At 49.3% G+C, this 17,383-nt stretch carries 18 protein-coding genes; 13 read left to right on the top strand and 5 right to left on the bottom strand.

Translation table 11 applies throughout. The features are described from left to right. The first annotated feature begins 150 nt into the window (after nucleotides 1-150). From CWE09_RS07370 to CWE09_RS07365, 3 genes are read left to right on the top strand one after another with little or no spacing between them, the layout of a single operon-like run. The gene (locus tag CWE09_RS07370) at nucleotides 151-2,013 is read left to right on the top strand and encodes a hypothetical protein (RefSeq protein WP_126803333.1); all 1,863 of its coding nucleotides are present in this window, start codon (nucleotides 151-153) and stop codon (nucleotides 2,011-2,013) included. Nucleotides 2,014-2,020: 7 nt separating this feature from the next. After that, nucleotides 2,021-2,164 (top strand): hypothetical protein, encoded by a 144-nt coding sequence (locus CWE09_RS14160; RefSeq protein WP_157982833.1) that lies wholly within the window; start codon nucleotides 2,021-2,023, stop codon nucleotides 2,162-2,164. Further along, a complete protein-coding gene (locus CWE09_RS07365) occupies nucleotides 2,158-2,637 on the top strand; it encodes a TolB family protein (RefSeq protein WP_157982832.1) in 480 nt (159 codons plus the stop codon). The genes CWE09_RS14160 and CWE09_RS07365 overlap by 7 nt, the downstream gene beginning before the upstream one ends. Here CWE09_RS07365 and CWE09_RS07360 read toward each other — a convergent pair. Continuing rightward, nucleotides 2,624-3,244: a hypothetical protein gene (locus tag CWE09_RS07360; RefSeq protein ID WP_126803331.1), complete on the bottom strand. Its 621-nt coding sequence runs from the start codon at nucleotides 3,242-3,244 to the stop codon at nucleotides 2,624-2,626. The genes CWE09_RS07365 and CWE09_RS07360 overlap by 14 nt on opposite strands. 216 nt (nucleotides 3,245-3,460) lie before the next feature. On the opposite strand from CWE09_RS07360, the gene CWE09_RS07355 reads away from it, so the two are divergent. From CWE09_RS07355 to CWE09_RS07340, 4 genes are all read left to right on the top strand, one after another. Then, nucleotides 3,461-3,889 carry a DsrE family protein gene (locus tag CWE09_RS07355; RefSeq protein ID WP_126803330.1) on the top strand — a complete coding sequence of 143 codons (429 nt, stop codon included), beginning with the start codon at nucleotides 3,461-3,463 and terminating at the stop codon, nucleotides 3,887-3,889. 103 nt (nucleotides 3,890-3,992) lie between these two features. Beyond that, nucleotides 3,993-4,880 carry a hypothetical protein gene (locus tag CWE09_RS07350; protein WP_126803329.1) on the top strand — a complete coding sequence of 296 codons (888 nt, stop codon included), beginning with the start codon at nucleotides 3,993-3,995 and terminating at the stop codon, nucleotides 4,878-4,880. Nucleotides 4,881-4,916: 36 nt separating this feature from the next. Next, entirely contained in the window at nucleotides 4,917-5,303 is a 387-nt protein-coding gene (locus tag CWE09_RS07345) for a septal ring lytic transglycosylase RlpA family protein (RefSeq protein ID WP_198679654.1), read from the top strand. 91 nt (nucleotides 5,304-5,394) lie between these two features. Then, complete coding sequence (locus CWE09_RS07340; RefSeq protein ID WP_126803327.1) at nucleotides 5,395-5,832, top strand: RDD family protein; 438 nt, start codon at nucleotides 5,395-5,397, stop codon at nucleotides 5,830-5,832. A gap of 11 nt (nucleotides 5,833-5,843) precedes the next feature. On the opposite strand, the gene CWE09_RS07335 is transcribed toward CWE09_RS07340, so the two are convergent. Together CWE09_RS07335 and CWE09_RS07330 are read right to left on the bottom strand one after the other, a co-directional pair. Further along, nucleotides 5,844-6,593, bottom strand: coding sequence for a glutaredoxin family protein (locus CWE09_RS07335; RefSeq protein ID WP_126803326.1), 750 nt, complete (start codon nucleotides 6,591-6,593; stop codon nucleotides 5,844-5,846). Nucleotides 6,594-6,619: 26 nt separating this feature from the next. After that, nucleotides 6,620-7,546 (bottom strand): D-2-hydroxyacid dehydrogenase, encoded by a 927-nt coding sequence (locus CWE09_RS07330; protein ID WP_126803325.1) that lies wholly within the window; start codon nucleotides 7,544-7,546, stop codon nucleotides 6,620-6,622. A 191-nt stretch (nucleotides 7,547-7,737) separates the two neighbouring features. Between CWE09_RS07330 and CWE09_RS07325 the strand changes: the two genes are divergently transcribed. Next, nucleotides 7,738-8,526, top strand: a complete 789-nt coding sequence (locus CWE09_RS07325) for a hypothetical protein (protein WP_126803324.1) — start codon at nucleotides 7,738-7,740, stop codon at nucleotides 8,524-8,526. On the opposite strand, the gene CWE09_RS07320 is transcribed toward CWE09_RS07325, so the two are convergent. Further along, nucleotides 8,507-9,394 (bottom strand): alpha/beta hydrolase, encoded by an 888-nt coding sequence (locus tag CWE09_RS07320; RefSeq protein WP_126803323.1) that lies wholly within the window; start codon nucleotides 9,392-9,394, stop codon nucleotides 8,507-8,509. The two genes, CWE09_RS07325 and CWE09_RS07320, sit on opposite strands and share 20 nt — an antisense overlap. 193 nt (nucleotides 9,395-9,587) lie before the next feature. Between CWE09_RS07320 and CWE09_RS07315 the strand changes: the two genes are divergently transcribed. The 5 genes from CWE09_RS07315 to CWE09_RS07295 all read left to right on the top strand — a co-directional run bounded on the left by CWE09_RS07315 (nucleotide 9,588) and on the right by CWE09_RS07295 (nucleotide 14,755). Beyond that, nucleotides 9,588-9,875 carry an encapsulin-associated ferritin-like protein gene (locus tag CWE09_RS07315; RefSeq protein WP_126803322.1) on the top strand — a complete coding sequence of 96 codons (288 nt, stop codon included), beginning with the start codon at nucleotides 9,588-9,590 and terminating at the stop codon, nucleotides 9,873-9,875. 113 nt (nucleotides 9,876-9,988) lie between these two features. After that, nucleotides 9,989-10,570, top strand: coding sequence for a GTP cyclohydrolase II (ribA, locus tag CWE09_RS07310; RefSeq protein WP_126803321.1), 582 nt, complete (start codon nucleotides 9,989-9,991; stop codon nucleotides 10,568-10,570). 97 nt (nucleotides 10,571-10,667) lie between these two features. Then, nucleotides 10,668-12,728: a M13 family metallopeptidase gene (locus CWE09_RS07305; protein WP_126803320.1), complete on the top strand. Its 2,061-nt coding sequence runs from the start codon at nucleotides 10,668-10,670 to the stop codon at nucleotides 12,726-12,728. A 151-nt stretch (nucleotides 12,729-12,879) separates the two neighbouring features. After that, on the top strand, nucleotides 12,880-14,139 hold the full coding sequence (locus CWE09_RS07300) for an Nramp family divalent metal transporter (protein WP_126803319.1): 1,260 nt from the start codon (nucleotides 12,880-12,882) through the stop codon (nucleotides 14,137-14,139). 403 nt (nucleotides 14,140-14,542) lie between these two features. Further along, nucleotides 14,543-14,755, top strand: a complete 213-nt coding sequence (locus CWE09_RS07295; protein WP_126803318.1) for a hypothetical protein — start codon at nucleotides 14,543-14,545, stop codon at nucleotides 14,753-14,755. 58 nt (nucleotides 14,756-14,813) lie between these two features. Here the strand turns inward: CWE09_RS07295 and CWE09_RS07290 are convergent, their stop codons facing one another. Then, entirely contained in the window at nucleotides 14,814-17,336 is a 2,523-nt protein-coding gene (locus CWE09_RS07290) for a zinc-dependent metalloprotease (RefSeq protein WP_241974317.1), read from the bottom strand. Nucleotides 17,337-17,383: the final 47 nt, after the last annotated feature.

Below are 17,383 nucleotides of genomic sequence, written 5' to 3'. Positions count from 1 at the left end.
ATATTTCGCCTGTCAGGGAGTTACAAAAGTACTTAAGCGCGCACTTGCGAACGATTACCTCCGGCGAAGCAGTGAATATAGCGGGCATAGATAAGGACATGAGCAAAATGAAAAAATACGCCATTTAATGCAGCTAAAGGACTATTATTTATGATGGCATCTAAGCGGACGTGGTTGGCAATCCCTGTAATCAGCGCGGTGCTGGCAAGCGGCTGTACTGCCGAGCAGGAGGCATTGAGTATGCAGCAACAGGTTGAAGCGCGTATGCAGCTGAACAATGCTCGCCATGAGAGCATTCAGCAACTTGAAGATCCGGCACTGGCGCAGTTATTGTTAAGTGAAGAGCAGAACAATTATTACTGGATGCTGGAAACTCTGGCATTTAACAGCAAACCTTATGAGATAGAGTTCACTCAGCCACAGTTGCAGCGGTTGAGCGATTACCCTGATATCGGGGCAATGACAGAGGCGTATTTGCAAAGCTTGTTAGCGTTGACCGGATCGGATTACGGGGAGTGCTCCCTGGACTCCGACAGGCAGGGGTTTAGGCTGCACGAAGGTTTTGCCTTTCCGTTCCCTCACCATATTGAATACAGCCAGATGGTGCTCGACAATGGCGAAGCCTTGAGTCTTTCGGACACTGGCAATGGCCAGCAACAAAGCGCTGATGTGATTCAACGAAGAGACAGTTATTGCTTTACAGCGCCTCGTAGTGAGAGCGAGCCAAAGCCAGTTACCGTAAGCGCAGAGTTCTTTGCTGAATTGCCTCAGGACGTGCTTGAGTTTGAGTTCAGTGCTGCAGATGTCGGGAAAAGCATCGTGCAGAACGGCTATAAAGTGACGCTGGTGGAACTGAATGAGTACAGTTATGTGCTTGAGGTGAATGCGGCGGATGGCACCACGACGGCTTTGCAGGACGAGCATGTTATCGCTGAGGCGGTAACCGCGGATGGTCAGTACATTAAAAAACGGGTAACCAATCGGCAGCGTGGAGACAATACGGAGCGGGTCAATGTGCTGCTGCAGGATTTGATTGCGCGTGCGAAAAAGGGAGAGCTGGAGCTTGCTGAAGCCCGAAGTGAACTAGCGTCATTAAAAGAAGGTTTTGCAGAAGACCAGGGAACCGCATTGTATTCAGCCCATGCTTTTCATGGGCCGGTAGATAAGGCACGGGTGACCTTGCTGGTCGGTAGTGAGTATAACCAGGAAATGCAACAGGATTTAGACCTACCTGTATATGCATTCACGCCATCTGCGCAGACTGAAGAGCTCAACCTGGATGCTTTCCCTGAGATTGCATTGACAGCACCGGTTTATAATCACAGTACCGGGGTCAGAGCGATAGATACTGATTTAGACGCACAGCAGATGGCCACTCAGATTGAAATACGCCAGCGCCGAATCGCTTTGCATAGCGACCCAAGTTTGACATTTCCAGCTCAGGTGTTTTTGTACTATCCGCAGGTGCAGAGCGATCTCTTTATTAATATATTTGAGCGTTACAAAGCGCCGGCTGCAAGCGATGTACAGTTTTTCGATGAGCAGGGTACGCCGCTGACAGTAGAGGCGGACGATGATTCCGGCAATAAGGCGGCGTTTCACTTTACGGTCAGCCGTCTTGAGTACGATCCGGATCGGTTCAGTGCTAAACCGGCACGACTTAAAGCCATTATTCCGGTGCTGACTGCGCCTGACATGATTAAAGACAGTTACCCTAAAGAGCAACTGCCGGCGGGAGTACGCCTGAATGGCAATCAGCTGATTATTGATTATGCTGAATTTGAAGCGCGCGAGATGGAAGACATTAGCTCGCGCTTTGTAGAACGTCGGAATCAGGTTTTTGTCAAAGACAGCCAGGGCTATCTGGCGGAAATCGATAACATGACGCTGTCACGTCAGAACGGCCAGCCGGTTGATGTGTATTATTTTTACGGCGAACCTGAGATTTTTGAGGTGTGGTACCGCGGTGAAACCACAGAGGTTCCTTTTGCCTTAGATATCGGACTTGAATAGAGGTTTTATGAATAAAGTTAGCTACCTGATGTTATTAGCGGTATTTTTTATGGTTGGCTGTTCTCAGTCTGACCGGGAGTCAGTTAGCGGAATTCAGGATCTAACGGTGTTTGATGACCAGATTGATAATGCCCGCGGGATACGTTGCTAACGCTGCAGCAGTTGCCGAATCGCGTTCGCGTGGAAACGGATACAGAATTCGGAGCCCATAACCGCTTTGTGCAGGCGAGCATGTCACCCAATGGTGACTATCTGGCGTTTACTACGTCTGGCACGGCCCATAGTGCAGCCTGGATATACCGGCTTGATGGCAGTGAACCCGAGCCGGCTGCTTTTCAGTATGGCGGCAACCTGAGGTTAAGCCTGTGGCACCCTGATTCTGAATATCTGGTCGTTATGCATTCAGGCCCAGGGGGTGGTGCAACGCTGTCTGTCACCGATATTGCGCGTTTGGGAGCTACGGTAGCTGAAGCCAACACTCCAGTGCGCACGCCATTCCACGAAGAAATACCGCCTGAGCAACAGAACTATGACGCCATTGCATGGGAAGATGGCAAGCTTCGTTTCAACATGTCCGGTGCATACTGGCTTTACCATCCGGACGAAGGTGTCAGTGAGTACTGACCTCAGTTGAATGGCGATGCACCGGTAACGGTCGCGGCAAGTCGCAGTACAAGGTGCCCCGTACCAAGCGTGGAATATCGATCACTTGCTGCACGCCCTGACGAAACTGGTTTTGAGTTCCGGCCAGAGTGCCGCATTCATTACGGTTAGGGCGACACAAACTGACGCTGCCGCCATCGAAAGTGGCCTGGCCGTCAATCCCTCGTGTGGGACGGCCTTCTTCTGTAAAGCGCACATTGGTGGGATGATTACGCAGCAGTGTGAAACCAGCTGGCGCTGCGGGTCGCCAGCTACCGGCTAAGTAGCCTTCAGCATCCCGCACCACACATTGCAGCACCTCACCATAAGCTGCATTTTGCAGGCGTTCTTCGTAAGCGGCTCGTTCTTCCTGCTCACGTTGGGCGGCTAATCGGGCCGCTTCGGCACGGCGTTCACGCTCGGCCTGATCCAGTTCAGCCTGTCGGCTGCGGGCCTGTAGCTGTTGTTCCGAGGTCAAAGATTCCCATTCATCTTCACTCATCCCCAGCGGATAACTGGCGCAGGCGGTGAGCATGCTAAGTAATATCAGACTTAAGCTATAAGTAATTATTTTGAATGTATGAGTCATTAGTTCCCCCCGATAAGATAGCGCTAAATTTATCATGGACCAGAAATAAAATCTAAGGATTCAGTGGCTTAAGATTGCTAGCGAATAACATTTGGTGTCCATTCTAAATCAATACTAAATTCTTTTAGGTTATATGTATATTCTTTATTGTTATTTTCGGGTGGTTGGATTATTGTTCAATGAGCTTTTTCCTTTCACTTAACATTGAGGTGCTCTATGAACATTATGCAAAATTTTTTCGCAGCTTTGAGCTTGTCTATTCTGACTATTGGTGGCGCACAGGCGAGCGATAAGTCTGTCTTGGTAACCCTTACTGCTGAGTCAACGGAAACTCAGGGTATGGCAATGGTGTTAAGTAACGCTATGCAAAGTCAGGGGGCTGAAGTTCATGTGCTGCTGTGTGATCAGGCTGGTATGTTGGCTATTGAAGGATATAGTGCGGAGGCGCTGGCTCCGCGCAATGTCACTCCGGTTACTATGCTTGAGAACTTGATCTCTGGTGGCGCAACTGTGCAGGTCTGTGCGTTGTTTTTGCCTAACCGCAGTCAGGATGAAGCGGATTTACTGGATGGTGTGAGCGTTGCCCAACCACCCGCTATTGCTGAAAAGTTACTGAACCCCGATGTGCGTGTATTTAACTTTTAAGTGCTGGATTTTAGCCATCTAATAAGAAAAACTTGTTTTTAAACATGACGCTAAAGTCGATTTTCGGTATCTTTAGCGTCTCTTAACGACAAGGATAAAGTATATGAAGTCTGTTATTTGCTCGCTGTTTCTGGCTACTGGCTTTTTTTCAAATCTGTCAGTGCAGGCCTCGGAACAGCCATTGAATGCTTTCGATATGGCGCAGCTGCTGATGCAGAATCAGGGCCAGTTAGATGACAGTACTTTGATGGCGCTGCTAAGTCAGGGCATTGAAGCCAATATCCGCATTGAGCCGGAGCATCTCGGGGTAGCTTTCTGGGACAGCCGCACTGGTGAACGGGTGAACCCACAGGAAATCCGTGAACTGATAGGACCGGTGCGTCAGGACGGTACCTGGCAGGTACTGGATATGGCCCTCAGTTTGGGCGGCGAGCGCCTGTTGCTGGATCAGGAACAACTCAGGTTGCTGATGGATGCGGCATTTATGGCCAGTATGCGCCGGCCGCCGCAGCATATTAGCATTGAATACTATGACCGCAGGCAGGGCCCCACAGGCGAGGGTGGTGGTGTTTCGGGTAGTGTACCTGATGAAACTCAAACGATGGCTTCGGAGCCTGAACCTGTAGCTCAAGCTCAACCTTCTGGGCGACCGGACTCTTTGCCTCCTTCAGAAGATGCACTCTTGGCGGCCTTTTCTAAACTGGGTTTTACTGCTGAAGAGCGCACTGGCCTGTATCTGTTTCCTATTGTGACTTGGGCTCTCGACGCTGAACAACTTGAAGCCAAATTTGAACAGGATCTGATGGAGCTGCATTCTCTCGGACTGAGTCTCCAGCAATTGACCGACGATCCTGTTATTAAGGAAGATGGTGACTGGCTGGTGCTCTATGCGCTGGGCTATTTTGAGGCTAATGAGCATATGACAGGGTCTGAACTGGAAGACACAAGGACTATCCATAGGCTCATACTGGAGCAGGTGTCCGCAGATTAAGTAAAACTTCCCGCCAGTCAGCATAACAAGAGAGACATGCAACAGATGAAATTTACAGGACTGTTTTTCGCCGTGATTTTGCTTGTGGGTTGTTCTAGTGTACCCAAACATTCGCCACCTGAACTCGTTGGTTTTACTGAAGCGGGGGAAGCGTCTTTTTACGCCAATAAATATCAGTTTCGCCAGACTGCAAGTGGTGAACGATTGAACCAGTTAGCGGATACCGCTGCCCACAAAACTTTACCCTTTGGTACTCAGGTTAAAGTCACCAACCGGAATAACGGCGAGAGCGTAATTGTTAAAATTAATGACCGGGGACCATTTATAGACGGTCGCATTATTGACCTGACCCGTTCCGCGTTTGGGCGTATCGGCAACACCAGTTCTGGTGTGATTCCTGTTGAAATTGAAGTGGTTAAGTAATTCTCAGTCTTGCAACAGGAAGCGAGGCTATTTACGATGGTAAATAGTCATCGGCAACTGAACCGCAAAGTAGTGGAAAGGAGTTCATACAATGGAGGAGAGGGAGCTGGAGTACGTTGGATTCTGGTCTCGCGTTGGCGCTTCGTTTATTGACGGAGTGATTTTGATAGCCCTGACAGGACCCTTTCTGGCCTATTATTATGGCGCTGGATATTGGGAGGGCGAGAAGCTGGTGTATGGCCCTTTAGACTTTTTATTGTCTTATGTATTTCCGGCGGTCGCAGTTATTTTATTCTGGATATATAAGCAGGCAACACCGGGTAAAATGGCCATCTCCTGTAAAGTTGTAGATGACAAAACAGGTCAAATTCCCACTACTGCTCAGTATATTACGCGCTATCTGGCCTATTATCTGGCCGCCGTTCCAATGGGGCTAGGCTTTCTTTGGATAGCGTTTGACGCTAAAAAGAAAGGTTGGCATGACAAGCTTGCTGGCACTGTGGTGGTGCGACCCAAAAGAACTAACTAAACCTTGTTGTTCTAAACAAGTCCGTGAGTGAAACCCATCCATAGCGCCATGGCGATCATCATCAGGTTTTCTGTCAGTGAAACAAAACCCAGTGGGACGTTACTGGCGCCGCCGACGCAGGCGCATTTGAGTTCCCGCTTATCAATATAGACGGCTTTAAATACTGACACCGCACCTATGCTGCCAATGAAAAATGCGACGGGTACTGAAAGCCAGTTGAGCAGACTTCCCATCATTAATACCCCTGCCAGAGCTTCAGCAAAAGGATAGACATAACCATAGGGTACCCAGCGCTTAGCCAGCAGGTCATAGTTTAAGAACATGGTTGAAAAGCTTTCTACGTTCTGCAGTTTAAGCAGCGCCAGAACCACCATAGACAAAGCAATGAACCACTCGGCTGCCTGCACTGAAATAAGGCTGCCATAAAGCGAAAAATTAAGTACCAGAGCGGTCAGTGCTGTGAGTGAAAAGAGCGCGATCACTGGCTGGTAGCTGGTTTCATCCGGGTCTTTGACCTTTTTACCCAGGTGTTTGCGTACTTCTTCATAGCCACCAATTCGCTGTGTATCGATAAACACCTGAGGGGTGGTTTCCACGTTATGTTGTTCTTTAAACTTATCGATTTCCTCCCGGGAGGTTAAGTGATGGTCTTCGACCTCATACCCCTGACTTTTCAGCAGGTGCAAAGTTTTCAATCCAAAAGGGCAGGTATGCTCGTCGGTCATCATACGATAGAGTGAGGCCTGTTTTGAACTGGACATATGAATATCTCCTGATGGTGAATGACTTACTTGTGCCGGGCGATATTTTCTGCCGTCAGCTTAATAATATTTTGCCGTGCTTCGGGTGTTATCCAGGCACTGTGAGGTGTGACTATTAAATTTAGATCTTCATTCAGCGCCTGCAACAATGGATTGCCATCTGTCGGAGGCTCCTGGGTCAATACATCAACCGCTAAGCCGCCGATTTTTTGCCGGCGGAGAGCGTTAAGAGCATCGCTTTCGTGAACAATGCCGCCGCGGGCTGCGTTGACCACTAACACTCCGGGCTTTGCGAGCTGCAGACGTTCAGCATTGAGCAGTTCCCGGGTTGCCGGAGTCAGCGGACAGTGAAACGAAAGCACATCGGCCTGGGGTAATAGTTCGTCGAGAGTGGGGCGCGGGTCATCTTTTTTACCCGGTCGTGCCGCTATCAGCAGCTGCATGCCAAACGCCTGAGCCAGTTTGCCGACCGCCTGGCCCAGCTCACCATAACCGACCAGTAGCAAGTTTTTGTTTTGTAACTGCAAGGTGCTGTGTTGCATCAGGCAAAAGGCGGGGGAAGCCTGCCATTCGCCTGCGGCCACTGAACGTTGATAACGAGGCAAGCGGGTGGCCAGAGCGAGCATTAACATCATGGTATGCTGAGCTACGCTGGCGGTGCCGTAAGCCTGTACATTACAGACCTGAATGCCCAGTTCAGCGGCTGCTTCACAATCTATATTATTGAGCCCGGTAGCCATGACGCAAATGAGCTTAAGTTGTGTGGCAGCTTGCAGAGTGTCTCTATCAAGCACTACTTTATTGGTCATCACCACGGCTGTGTCTTTAATGCGCTCCTGGACTTGCTCAGGCTGCGTTGAAGGCCAAAGTGTCAGTTCGCTTAGCTGATTTTTTAGCGGACTGAAGTCAATACCATCGCCCAGGGTGTCGCTGTCGAGTAGTACACCTTTCATAGTGATTCCATGGTCATTGAAAGTATTTTCATGATTGTTTCAGAATAAGTCATTTGCAGTATTTAGCACAAGCTAAGTCCGGTCACTGAAGCTACTGACAGACTTGTCAGATGTTGTGAGACCTTTTAAAAGGTACAATGCGCTTGTGTAACAGAGGTTGTATGTAATCTTTTAAGATCAAGGAATAAAAAATGAGTAAACAGACTCCGGCAAATGATGTTATTAAGATAAAACACCGGCTAACCGCGGTGTTAAGCCGGTCGGAAATTCCTCTGGTGGTGTATCTGGTGATTTTTCTAACCATGGCGCTGTTATGGATTTTTCAGACGATTCATGAAGAACTGACACTGGGTTTGTTCACTGAGTTATTGGGCGCTGCGTTTACCCTTTTTATCATTGATACCTTACTGGTAAGGGCTAAAAGCAAGCGCTGGAAAATGGTCAGAACCCATGTTGATTATCTGATAGCACGTAATGTAAATCGTTTACGTGATGGCATTGCTACCCGGGTATTCGGTTTCAATCCGGGCATTGATGTTGCGCTGTCCCAAACTGCAATGATCAAAGTTATCCGTGGCCAGCGTGCTGAGTTGCTTAACAAGCTGGAGCGTAGTGGGGAATCTGACGTGTTGCACGGAGTGGATGAACGTACGGTATTTTCGGAAGACGTGTATACGTATTTTAATGAAAAAGCCGATGACCTCTGGGAGATCATCAACATGAAGTATTCTGAATATATGGAGCCTGAACTGGTCTCGCTTTTAATGCGTCTGCATACCCAGATGAAAGATACCTGTGCTCATATTCGCCAGTACCGCAAAGGCGAAATATTTAGCCAAAGTGAAGCGCATTATCACCAGGTGGGGCGACTGGGCCTGAGCGTAAGCATGCACGAGATCATACGTATTCTGAATACGCTGAAAGAAAATGGCTATTCAGAACCCCCTTCGTTGGCGCAGTCTAATGGCAGTCACCATTAAGGCCATGCTCCTGTAAAAACTGCTGAATGTCGTTATAGGCAGGGGTCCAGAAACGCAACGGGCTGGCCAGGCTAGCGATAAGATCTACATGGCGGCGGCGTGAGTAGGTATGTAGCGTGACCGGGACTTCAAGTTGTTGCAGCTGAGCCTTAAATTTGTGTGCATGTTCGGGTTCGGCGACGCTGTCTGATTCGCCGTGAATGAGTAAAGTTGCTGGCATATTCTCATGTGCCAGGGCGATGGCGTTGGCTTCATCGCCTTTCACCTGCGTGAACTTATCCCGCACTCGCTCGTGGTTCAGTGGCAGGTCATAAGGCCCGGACAGGCCAATCAGGGCGGAAATATGTACGTCGGATGCTGCGTTATTTTTCAGGTAGCGGGGATCGGCTGCAAGCAAAGCGGCACTGTGTGCACCAGCGGAGTGGCCCATAATGATGATTTCATGTCCGGAGGGACAGCCGCCGGGCATATGTTGTGGCAATGTACTTAAAGCCATAGCGACGTCATTGATGAAGTCTGGGAACTCAACTTCGGGGTAAATCCGGTAATTGGGGATTAAGGTGATGTACCCCAGGCGTGCAAACGCCTGGCCGATAAATTCAAAGTCACTCTTGTCTCCCTGTTCCCAGGATCCACCGTAGATAAACACCATTACCTGTTGTTTATGAGGCTTTTCGTCTGGCAGATAGATATCCATACGCTGGCGATTATGTTCTCCATACACAATGGCGTCATTGACATTATAACTGCCTGAAGGAACGACGCTGTTAAGCAGACTGGTGCCGCTGCAGGCAGAAAGCAGGAAAGCAGATGTTGTTGCTATCAGCAGGGGGCGAAAATATCTGGCCTGCAAGAAGGGAACTCGCATTAGTTTCCTGAGAATTGGTGAATGGAATCTCTTATTAATAGGGAAACCACGGGTTTTGGATCACTAAGTTGGGTTTCTGCTTATCAGGCAGGTAGTTGCCTGAGTTAAGGTCGCGTCGTCAACAATTAGCGTCTACGCTTTTAAGTGTTTGAACTTATTAACTTCGCTTAGTACTTATTGAAGGAGATGCTGAATGGCGAACGAAGGTTACCATGAACCCTATGAACTGTTATCCGACGAAACCCGTGATATGCACCGCGCGATTATTTCCCTGATGGAAGAGCTGGAGGCGGTGGACTGGTATAATCAAAGGGTTGATGTATGCAAAGACGAGGATCTTAAAAAGATACTGATCCACAATCGCGATGAAGAAATGGAACATGCCGCCATGACTTTGGAGTGGATACGCCGTAAAAATAAACGCTTCGGTGGTGAACTGAAAGAATATCTGTTTACCGATAAAGAGTTAGGGCATAACTAAACAGCTGAGAGTTATGCTGTGCCCCACCTGACCTCTTTGGTATAATTGAATTTTACTGGCAGCGACCTCATCTCTGCCAGTAGTCAATGATAACCCGAAGTAAGTGAGAGCTCATGCAGGTCACAATTGCAGCTGAAACTAAATTGCCAACCCCGTTTGCTGAATTTAAGCTAATAGGTTTTGATACTGAATCCGGCCAGGAGCATGTAGTGCTCGCGCTGGGCGACTATCAAAGCGATGAGCCAGTGCTGGCGCGTGTGCATTCTGAGTGTTTGACTGGCGATGCTTTATTCAGCCAGCGTTGCGACTGCGGTCCTCAACTGGAAGCTGCGATGCAGAAAGTAGCTAAAGAAGGACGCGGAGTTATCGTTTACTTACGCCAGGAAGGCCGTGGCATAGGCCTTATTAATAAACTGCGTGCCTATGCGGAACAGGATAAAGGTCTGGATACGGTAGAAGCCAATGAGATACTGGGTTTCCTGCCGGACGCGCGGGATTATCAGGTAGCTGCTTCTATTCTGGACACTCTGGGCATCAAAGCGATTCGCCTGATGACGAATAACCCGGAAAAACTGCAGTCGCTACAGGATGCCGGTATTAATGTAACAGAGCGTGTGCCGCATCATGTCGCGGGAACACCCCATAATAAGCATTATATGGCGACCAAAACCAAAAAATTCGGACATCTGTTGTAATTAGTTACAATTTTGTAGTTTCCTTCTTTGCAGCCAGTGTCAAAGCGGCATAAACTGTTGCCACATTTTTACGTGACAGCATGAGGAATGCCCGCGAATGAAAAAGATAACCCTTTTAGCCAGCAGCGTCGCTTTGGCGCTTGGCATGATTGCCTGTAGCCCGGCCAATGATGAACAAACAACTCAACAGCAGGTTGAAACTGAACTACATTCAGGCCTGTACCTTGAAGATTTTGACCGTTCAACCCGCCCCCAGGATGACCTTTTCCAGTATGTGAACGGCAGCTGGTACGAAAATACTGAAATCCCTGGTGATATGTCGAGCTATGGTGCATTCCGTATTCTGCATGAAGAAAACGAGAAGCGTTTACTGGCAATTATCGAAGATGCCTCAGCTGAGGAAAACGTCGAGCCGGGTTCAAACACTCAAAAGCTGGGCGATTTTTACGCCAGCTTTATGGATCAGGATCGCATTGAAGCATTAGGCCTCAGTCCAATTTCTGAAGAGCTGGACATGATTTCCGGGGTAAGCTCGCATGATCAGATGACCGCCGTTATGGCTCAACTGAGAATGCGCGGTATTAGCGGTCCTTTTTCTCACTTTGTGTGGGCTGATGCGCGTAACCCTGAGTACAACGTGCTGCAACTGACACAAAGCGGACTGGGCCTGCCAGACCGCGACTATTATTTCCGTGATGAGGAAGACTTTGCCACCATCCGGGAAGCCTATGTGCAGTACATTGAAGATATTCTGACAGCCGCTGAATACCCGAACGCAGCTGATGCCGCGCAGCGTATTTATGCACTGGAAGAACGTCTGGCGGAAAATCACTGGACCCGCGCTGAAACCCGCGATGCGGAAGCTACTTATAATAAAATGACAGCTGAAGAGCTGAACCAGCTCTTGGGTGATTTTGATTACAGTTTGTTTGCTTCTCAGGCTGAACTGGATCGCGCTGACTCAATGATTGTTCGCATGCCTTCTTATTTTGAAGCGCTTGGCGGTATATACGGCGATGTTGATCTGCAAACCTGGCAGGACTACATGACCCTGCGTACAGTTAATACTTATGCCTCACGTTTGAGTAGCGAATTTGCTGACATTAGCTTTGATTTTTACCAGACCACGCTGAACGGTGTACCCGAGCAGCAGGACCGCTGGAAGCGAGCTGTACAAGCAACTAATGGCGCACTCGGCGAAGTTTTGGGTGAAGAGTATGTTGCTCGTCATTTCCCACCTGAAGCCAAAGCACGTATGGAAGAGCTGATTGATAACCTGTTGGTTGCTTTTGAAGATTCCATTCAGGAACTTGAGTGGATGACGGACGAAACCAAAGAAAAAGCTTTAGAAAAACTAAGCAAGTTCACACCTAAGGTAGGTTATCCGAACCAGTGGAAAGACTACAGTGACCTGGAAATTGCTGGTGACGACCTGATTGGTAATACCCGTCGTGCTGCAATATTTGGCTATCGTGACAATATCAGTGATATTGGAGAGCCAGTAGATCCTGAAGAGTGGGGCATGACGCCGCAGACAGTGAATGCCTACTACAGCCCTACGGCCAATGAAATTGTATTCCCAGCCGGCATTCTGCAGCCTCCGTTCTTTGATATGGAAGCGGAAGATGCGGTGAACTATGGTGGTATTGGCGCTGTGATCGGTCATGAGATTGGACATGGTTTTGATGACCAGGGTTCCCGTTATGACGGAGATGGTAATCTGCGTAACTGGTGGACGGAAGCGGACCGTGAAAATTTTGAAGGTCGTACTCAGGTCCTGATTGATCAGTACAGCGCCTTTGAACCGTTACCGGGCCTGAACATTGATGGACAGGTAGCTCTGGGTGAGAACATTGGTGACCTGGTCGGTCTGACAACAGCTTACCGTGCTTACCAGAAGTCGCTGGAAGGTGAAGATTCGCCTGTGATTGATGGTTACACTGGTGAACAACGTTTCTTCTTAAGCTGGGGCCAGATATGGAAGCTGAAGATGCGTGATGACGCTATGCGTGAGCAAATCGCTCGAGGTCCTCATGCTCCGGGTAAATACCGGGTACTGGGTACGCCACGTAATGTCCCTGCCTTCTACGAAGCCTTTAATGTACAGGAAGGCGATGGCATGTACCTGCCACCGGAAGAGCGCGTAGTTATTTGGTAAGCAGAATCTGGTAAATTACTTTACCTATGTTGAAAAGGGCCTTTGCGGGCCCTTTTTTATGCGTATGGGAAAGATGAGAGGCATTTAAACGGAAACCGTATAAGGGTAAGCTTTGAAGTAGTCGCCCAATGACGGGCATGGAGGAAGCATAGTGTTCGCAAAATTCAGTCAGTATTTCCGTTTTGGGCCTGCGACTTTGGTGGCCGCTGCTTTTATCGGGCCAGGTACCGTAGTGACCGCATCGCTGGCGGGAGCTAACTTCGGCTATGCGCTATTATGGGCACTACTCTTTGCGATTGCCGCCACTATGGTGTTGCAGGAAATGGCGGCTCGCATTGGTGTAGTGACTCAGCAGGGGTTGGGGGAAAACCTGCGCAATGTGGTGGAACAGACGCTACTGAAATTTATTTTTATTGCGCTGGTGGTTGCCGCTGTGGTGGTGGGGAACAGCGCCTTTCAGGGGGGGAATCTGACGGGCGCCAGTTTAGGCGCCGATGGTATCTGGGCCGAAGCAGCCTGGGTGCTTTATGTGCGCGGAAACTGGGGGCTGAACCCCTGGTCATTTATTATCGGAAGCATTGCTATTCTGATCCTATGGAGTGGTGAATACAGACGCATTGAGAAAATTCTGATTGGCCTGGTGTTGTTAATGAGCCTGGCGTTTGTGACTACTTTTTTATTGTCACGTCCGGACTGGCTGGCTATTTTGCGCGGGCTTTTGGTGCCGGGTATTCCGGAGGGCGGGGCGCTGACCATGATGGCCCTTATTGGTACTACTGTGGTGCCTTATGCTTTGTTCTTGCATGCCGCTGGCGCTTCAGAGCGTTGGCCTGCCGCGAAACTGGGCACTGATCAAGCGTTGCGCGAGGCGCGTTCAGACTTGCGCACCTCAATTCCTTTGGGTGGATTAATTACGCTGGCGATTCTTTCTACCGCTGCTTCCGCTTATTTTGGTCGCGCGGCAACCATTGAAGGGGCAGCTGACCTGGCGGTCTCTTTGCAGCCTTTGTTTGGCAACGCTGCGACCTGGTTGATGGCACTGGGTTTGTTAGCGGCGGGCGTGTCTTCGGCTGTCACCGCGCCGCTGGCGTCAGCCTATGCATTAACGGGTGTGTTGGGCTGGTCAGGTAATATGCGTGGTCGCGCTTTCCGATTGACCTGGCTGACTATTATTGTGGTAGGTGTCATTATTTCTTCGCTGGGCATTCAGCCTGTGACTCTGATTGTATTTGCCCAGGTCGCTAACGGCATTCTGCTACCTTTCATTGCTGGCTTTTTGTTGCTGGCGGTGAACAAAGACGTGTTGGGTGCCTATCGGAATAGTTTTCGCCAGAACCTGGTGGGTGGCCTTGTGTTCATCATCGCCTGCGCCCTCGGTCTGCGCAGCATATTGCTCGCGATCGCCGGGTAGGGCAGGTTCCACCTGCCGTCGGATGTACGGGATGTTGGTGTGATTGGTAGGGCAGGTTCCACCTGCCTTCGGATATATGGGATGCCGGGATGCTTACACGGCAGGCTGAGCCTGCCCTACGGTAGAATCTGGGGTAGGGCAGGTTCCACCTGCCGTTGGATATATGGGGATGCCGGGATGCTTACACGGCAGGCTGAGCCTGCCCTACGATGGAATTGGGTAGGGCAGGTTCCACCTGCCGTTAAATGGTGGGTTAAACCATTAATTAGTAAGAACCACCAGAACCTTCAAGCGAACAAACACTTAACCATTTGATTTTAAACAGCAAAAAATAGTGGTACAACATTTGCTCTATAATTAAAAATAAATCATTAAATCAATAATATATTTACCGGAGGAAGTCATGGGTCCATTTGAAATAGGTGCTATCGCAATAGTGCTGGGGTGTGCTTTAGAAGGTTATCGGATCTATACAAAAAAACAGGCGACAGGTAGCAGTTCAGAAATGAAAGCCATGCAGGGCGAGTTAAGCACGCTAAAAGAACGGGTAGCTGCACTTGAGAGCATAGTGACGGACAAATCCTATCAGCTCAAAGAAGAATTTAAGCGTCTGTAACAGCAAACAAAAAAGGGGCCGAAGCCCCTTTGTCAGTGTGCTTTATCGCTTGATGGTTTTAAGCTTCAAAAGCTCTGTCGATTAGCAGGTGCAGATACCCATAATGGTTCTGCAGTTCAGAGCTGGAGCGACGTGGTGCGCTCTTGTCACGAATTGAACGTAACTGACCTACCGCTGCTGCCTGGCTCAGATTGTCGTATCCTGAGCTGGACTTAAGGCCGGCAATGTCAATCAAACGGTTTACATATTCAACCTGAAGGTTCTGACTAACTGTTGTTAAGTCGCGGCCACCAACAAATATCGAGTCGCTCAGGTCGCTTAACATGTCGTTCAGTTTGTATTCATTGCCATACATAGCTGAATCCGACAGACGCTGTAGCACATTCGCATGCAAAATATGGTCGAAAACACCGCGTTGCATATTCAATATCATGCTATGCGGTTTAGGGTCTTCGTTATTACCATAATGGCTGAAACCACGACGTTGCTGCTGCATGTAGTTCAGAACCGGCATCATGCTGGCCATGGTATCCGGAGCAAATACGTGTTGTCCCAGAGCTTGCATTGCACGCTGCTGGTCTTCACGAGGCACTGGAGTATAGGGTTTTACATCTTCAGCCTGACCTACAACGGCACGCTCAACATAGATACCGCCAACAAAACGGGTAATTACATTAGCCTGACCACGGTACTGGCCGAACAGCATATTGGCGCTGGTTAGCAGCTCCTGATGCGACTCACCGTCCTGACGAGCTTTGTCGAGCAGGCTGTCAAAGGTGTGATTGACCAGGTTAAAACGGTCAACTGCATAAGCAATAGCGTCTGAACTTTGCGCGCCCGTCATGATGCGCGGATCAATGTGGCGACCTGGAGCACGCATGTCATCTGCGTCGTTACCGAATGCCAGACCATGCTCGTGAGAACGGCTCAGAATAGACTCCAGGCGTTGCTCTTCAGCTTCTGCATCTGCCAGTGCCGGAGAATAACCGTATTCGATAGCCCATAAGTCATAAGGACCTGGAATGAAACTGTAGTAGTCACCCTGTTGTTTACCAGGAGGTGCCAGGTTTACTGGGTTGTAGTCCATAACTGAACCTGCCAGTACGCCTTGTGTCAGTTCAGCGTTATGTACTTCTTCGTTGTCCCACAGAATATGAGATTTCATATTGTGGTTCAGGCCCAGAGTGTGACCTACTTCATGCATAATCAGGTGACGTAGCGCCTGCACCATAATGGTGTCATCGGCGAAGTCTTCACCCATGCGTCGGTTACTATTCAAACGCGCCATCATCTGGCCCATTTGCAGCTCGTGACCGAGGCTGCAATGCATGGTCGCGTCATCAGCCTTGTGTTCATGGCCGCTATGACCGCCTTCACTGAACAATTCGCCCAGTGCCCAGCGGTTGGACATAAAGACAAACTCAAGCATGATGTTGGAGCCAATAAGCTCACCGGTTAACGGGTTAGCCAGTGACGGGCCGTAACCACCAAACGGAGGACGTGGCGAAGAAGTCCAGCGCAGTACATTGTAATTAATGTCACCAGCATCCCATTCAGCGTCATCTGGCTGCTCTTTAACGACCATGGCATTAGTGAAGCCAGCGGCTTCAAAAGCGATATTCCAGTCTTCTACGCCCTGACGAATTGCATCACGCCATTCGTGAGGAGTGGTATTTTCAATCCACCAGACAACAGGTTCAACGGGATCTGACAACTCTGCATCCGGATCCTGTTTTTCCAGGTTCCAGCGATTGATAACGTCGCCATACGGGGCCCACTCGGGGTTAGTCATTTGATCAAATTGCTGAGTAAAATAACCGACCCGGGCATCGTCACGACGCGGTTGATAGTTGTTATCAGGCAGCGCAATAAAGGAGTGCTGCAATTTAATAGAAATAAAGCGTGGGTCGACAACCGCATCAGAGCCATGCACTACAGGCTCTTCATTCATAAATACGTAATCAACTACGATATCCATGTTGTCGTCATAAACCCGTTCGCGCAGGATGCGTGAGCGATCCGTGCTTAGGCCACCTAGTGAAAACTGAGGTCCAGAGGCATTTGGGTTAGCCCAGGGCGCAACGCGATGCAGTGCCTGACTCAGAAACAGAGGATCCGCCTCGACCAGAATACGACCGCTATCAAAAGCTTCAACAGGCAAACTGGCCAGCACAGCTTCGCTGATATTCGCGTCGGCGGCACGACTCAGAGGGTTATTCTCATCAAACTGATAGCGCGGGGTATAGCTGACTACGTCAATGCGGTCGTAGTGGCGGCGAAACTCCAGTAAGCGAGTTTGCCGGTAGTTGCCACGAAAGTGGCCAGCTTCAACAACGCCGTCCATGGTTTGAGCGTGATAAATGAAAGGAGTGTCCAATTGCTCTTCAGATATTGAAAGCATGGTTTTTCCCGACTCATCGTCGCGGTAGAAATTGAAAATACCTTCACTGGCAATCAATTCTGCAACGTGATCTGCGTAGGTTTTGTCCTCGTCGCCATTTTCATCAGCCAGCGCGGGTGCAGTACCCAGACTGAGAGCAAGCAAGGTTGCTAAGGTCGATTTTGATAATAAAGTCATCATATTTCCTGATATTTTTATAATAAGCGGCGACATTGTATCTGATAGCG

Source organism: Aliidiomarina minuta (genome assembly GCF_003987145.1).
Lineage (GTDB): Bacteria > Pseudomonadota > Gammaproteobacteria > Enterobacterales > Alteromonadaceae > Aliidiomarina > Aliidiomarina minuta.
This window is presented reverse-complemented; position numbering and strand designations above follow the sequence as displayed.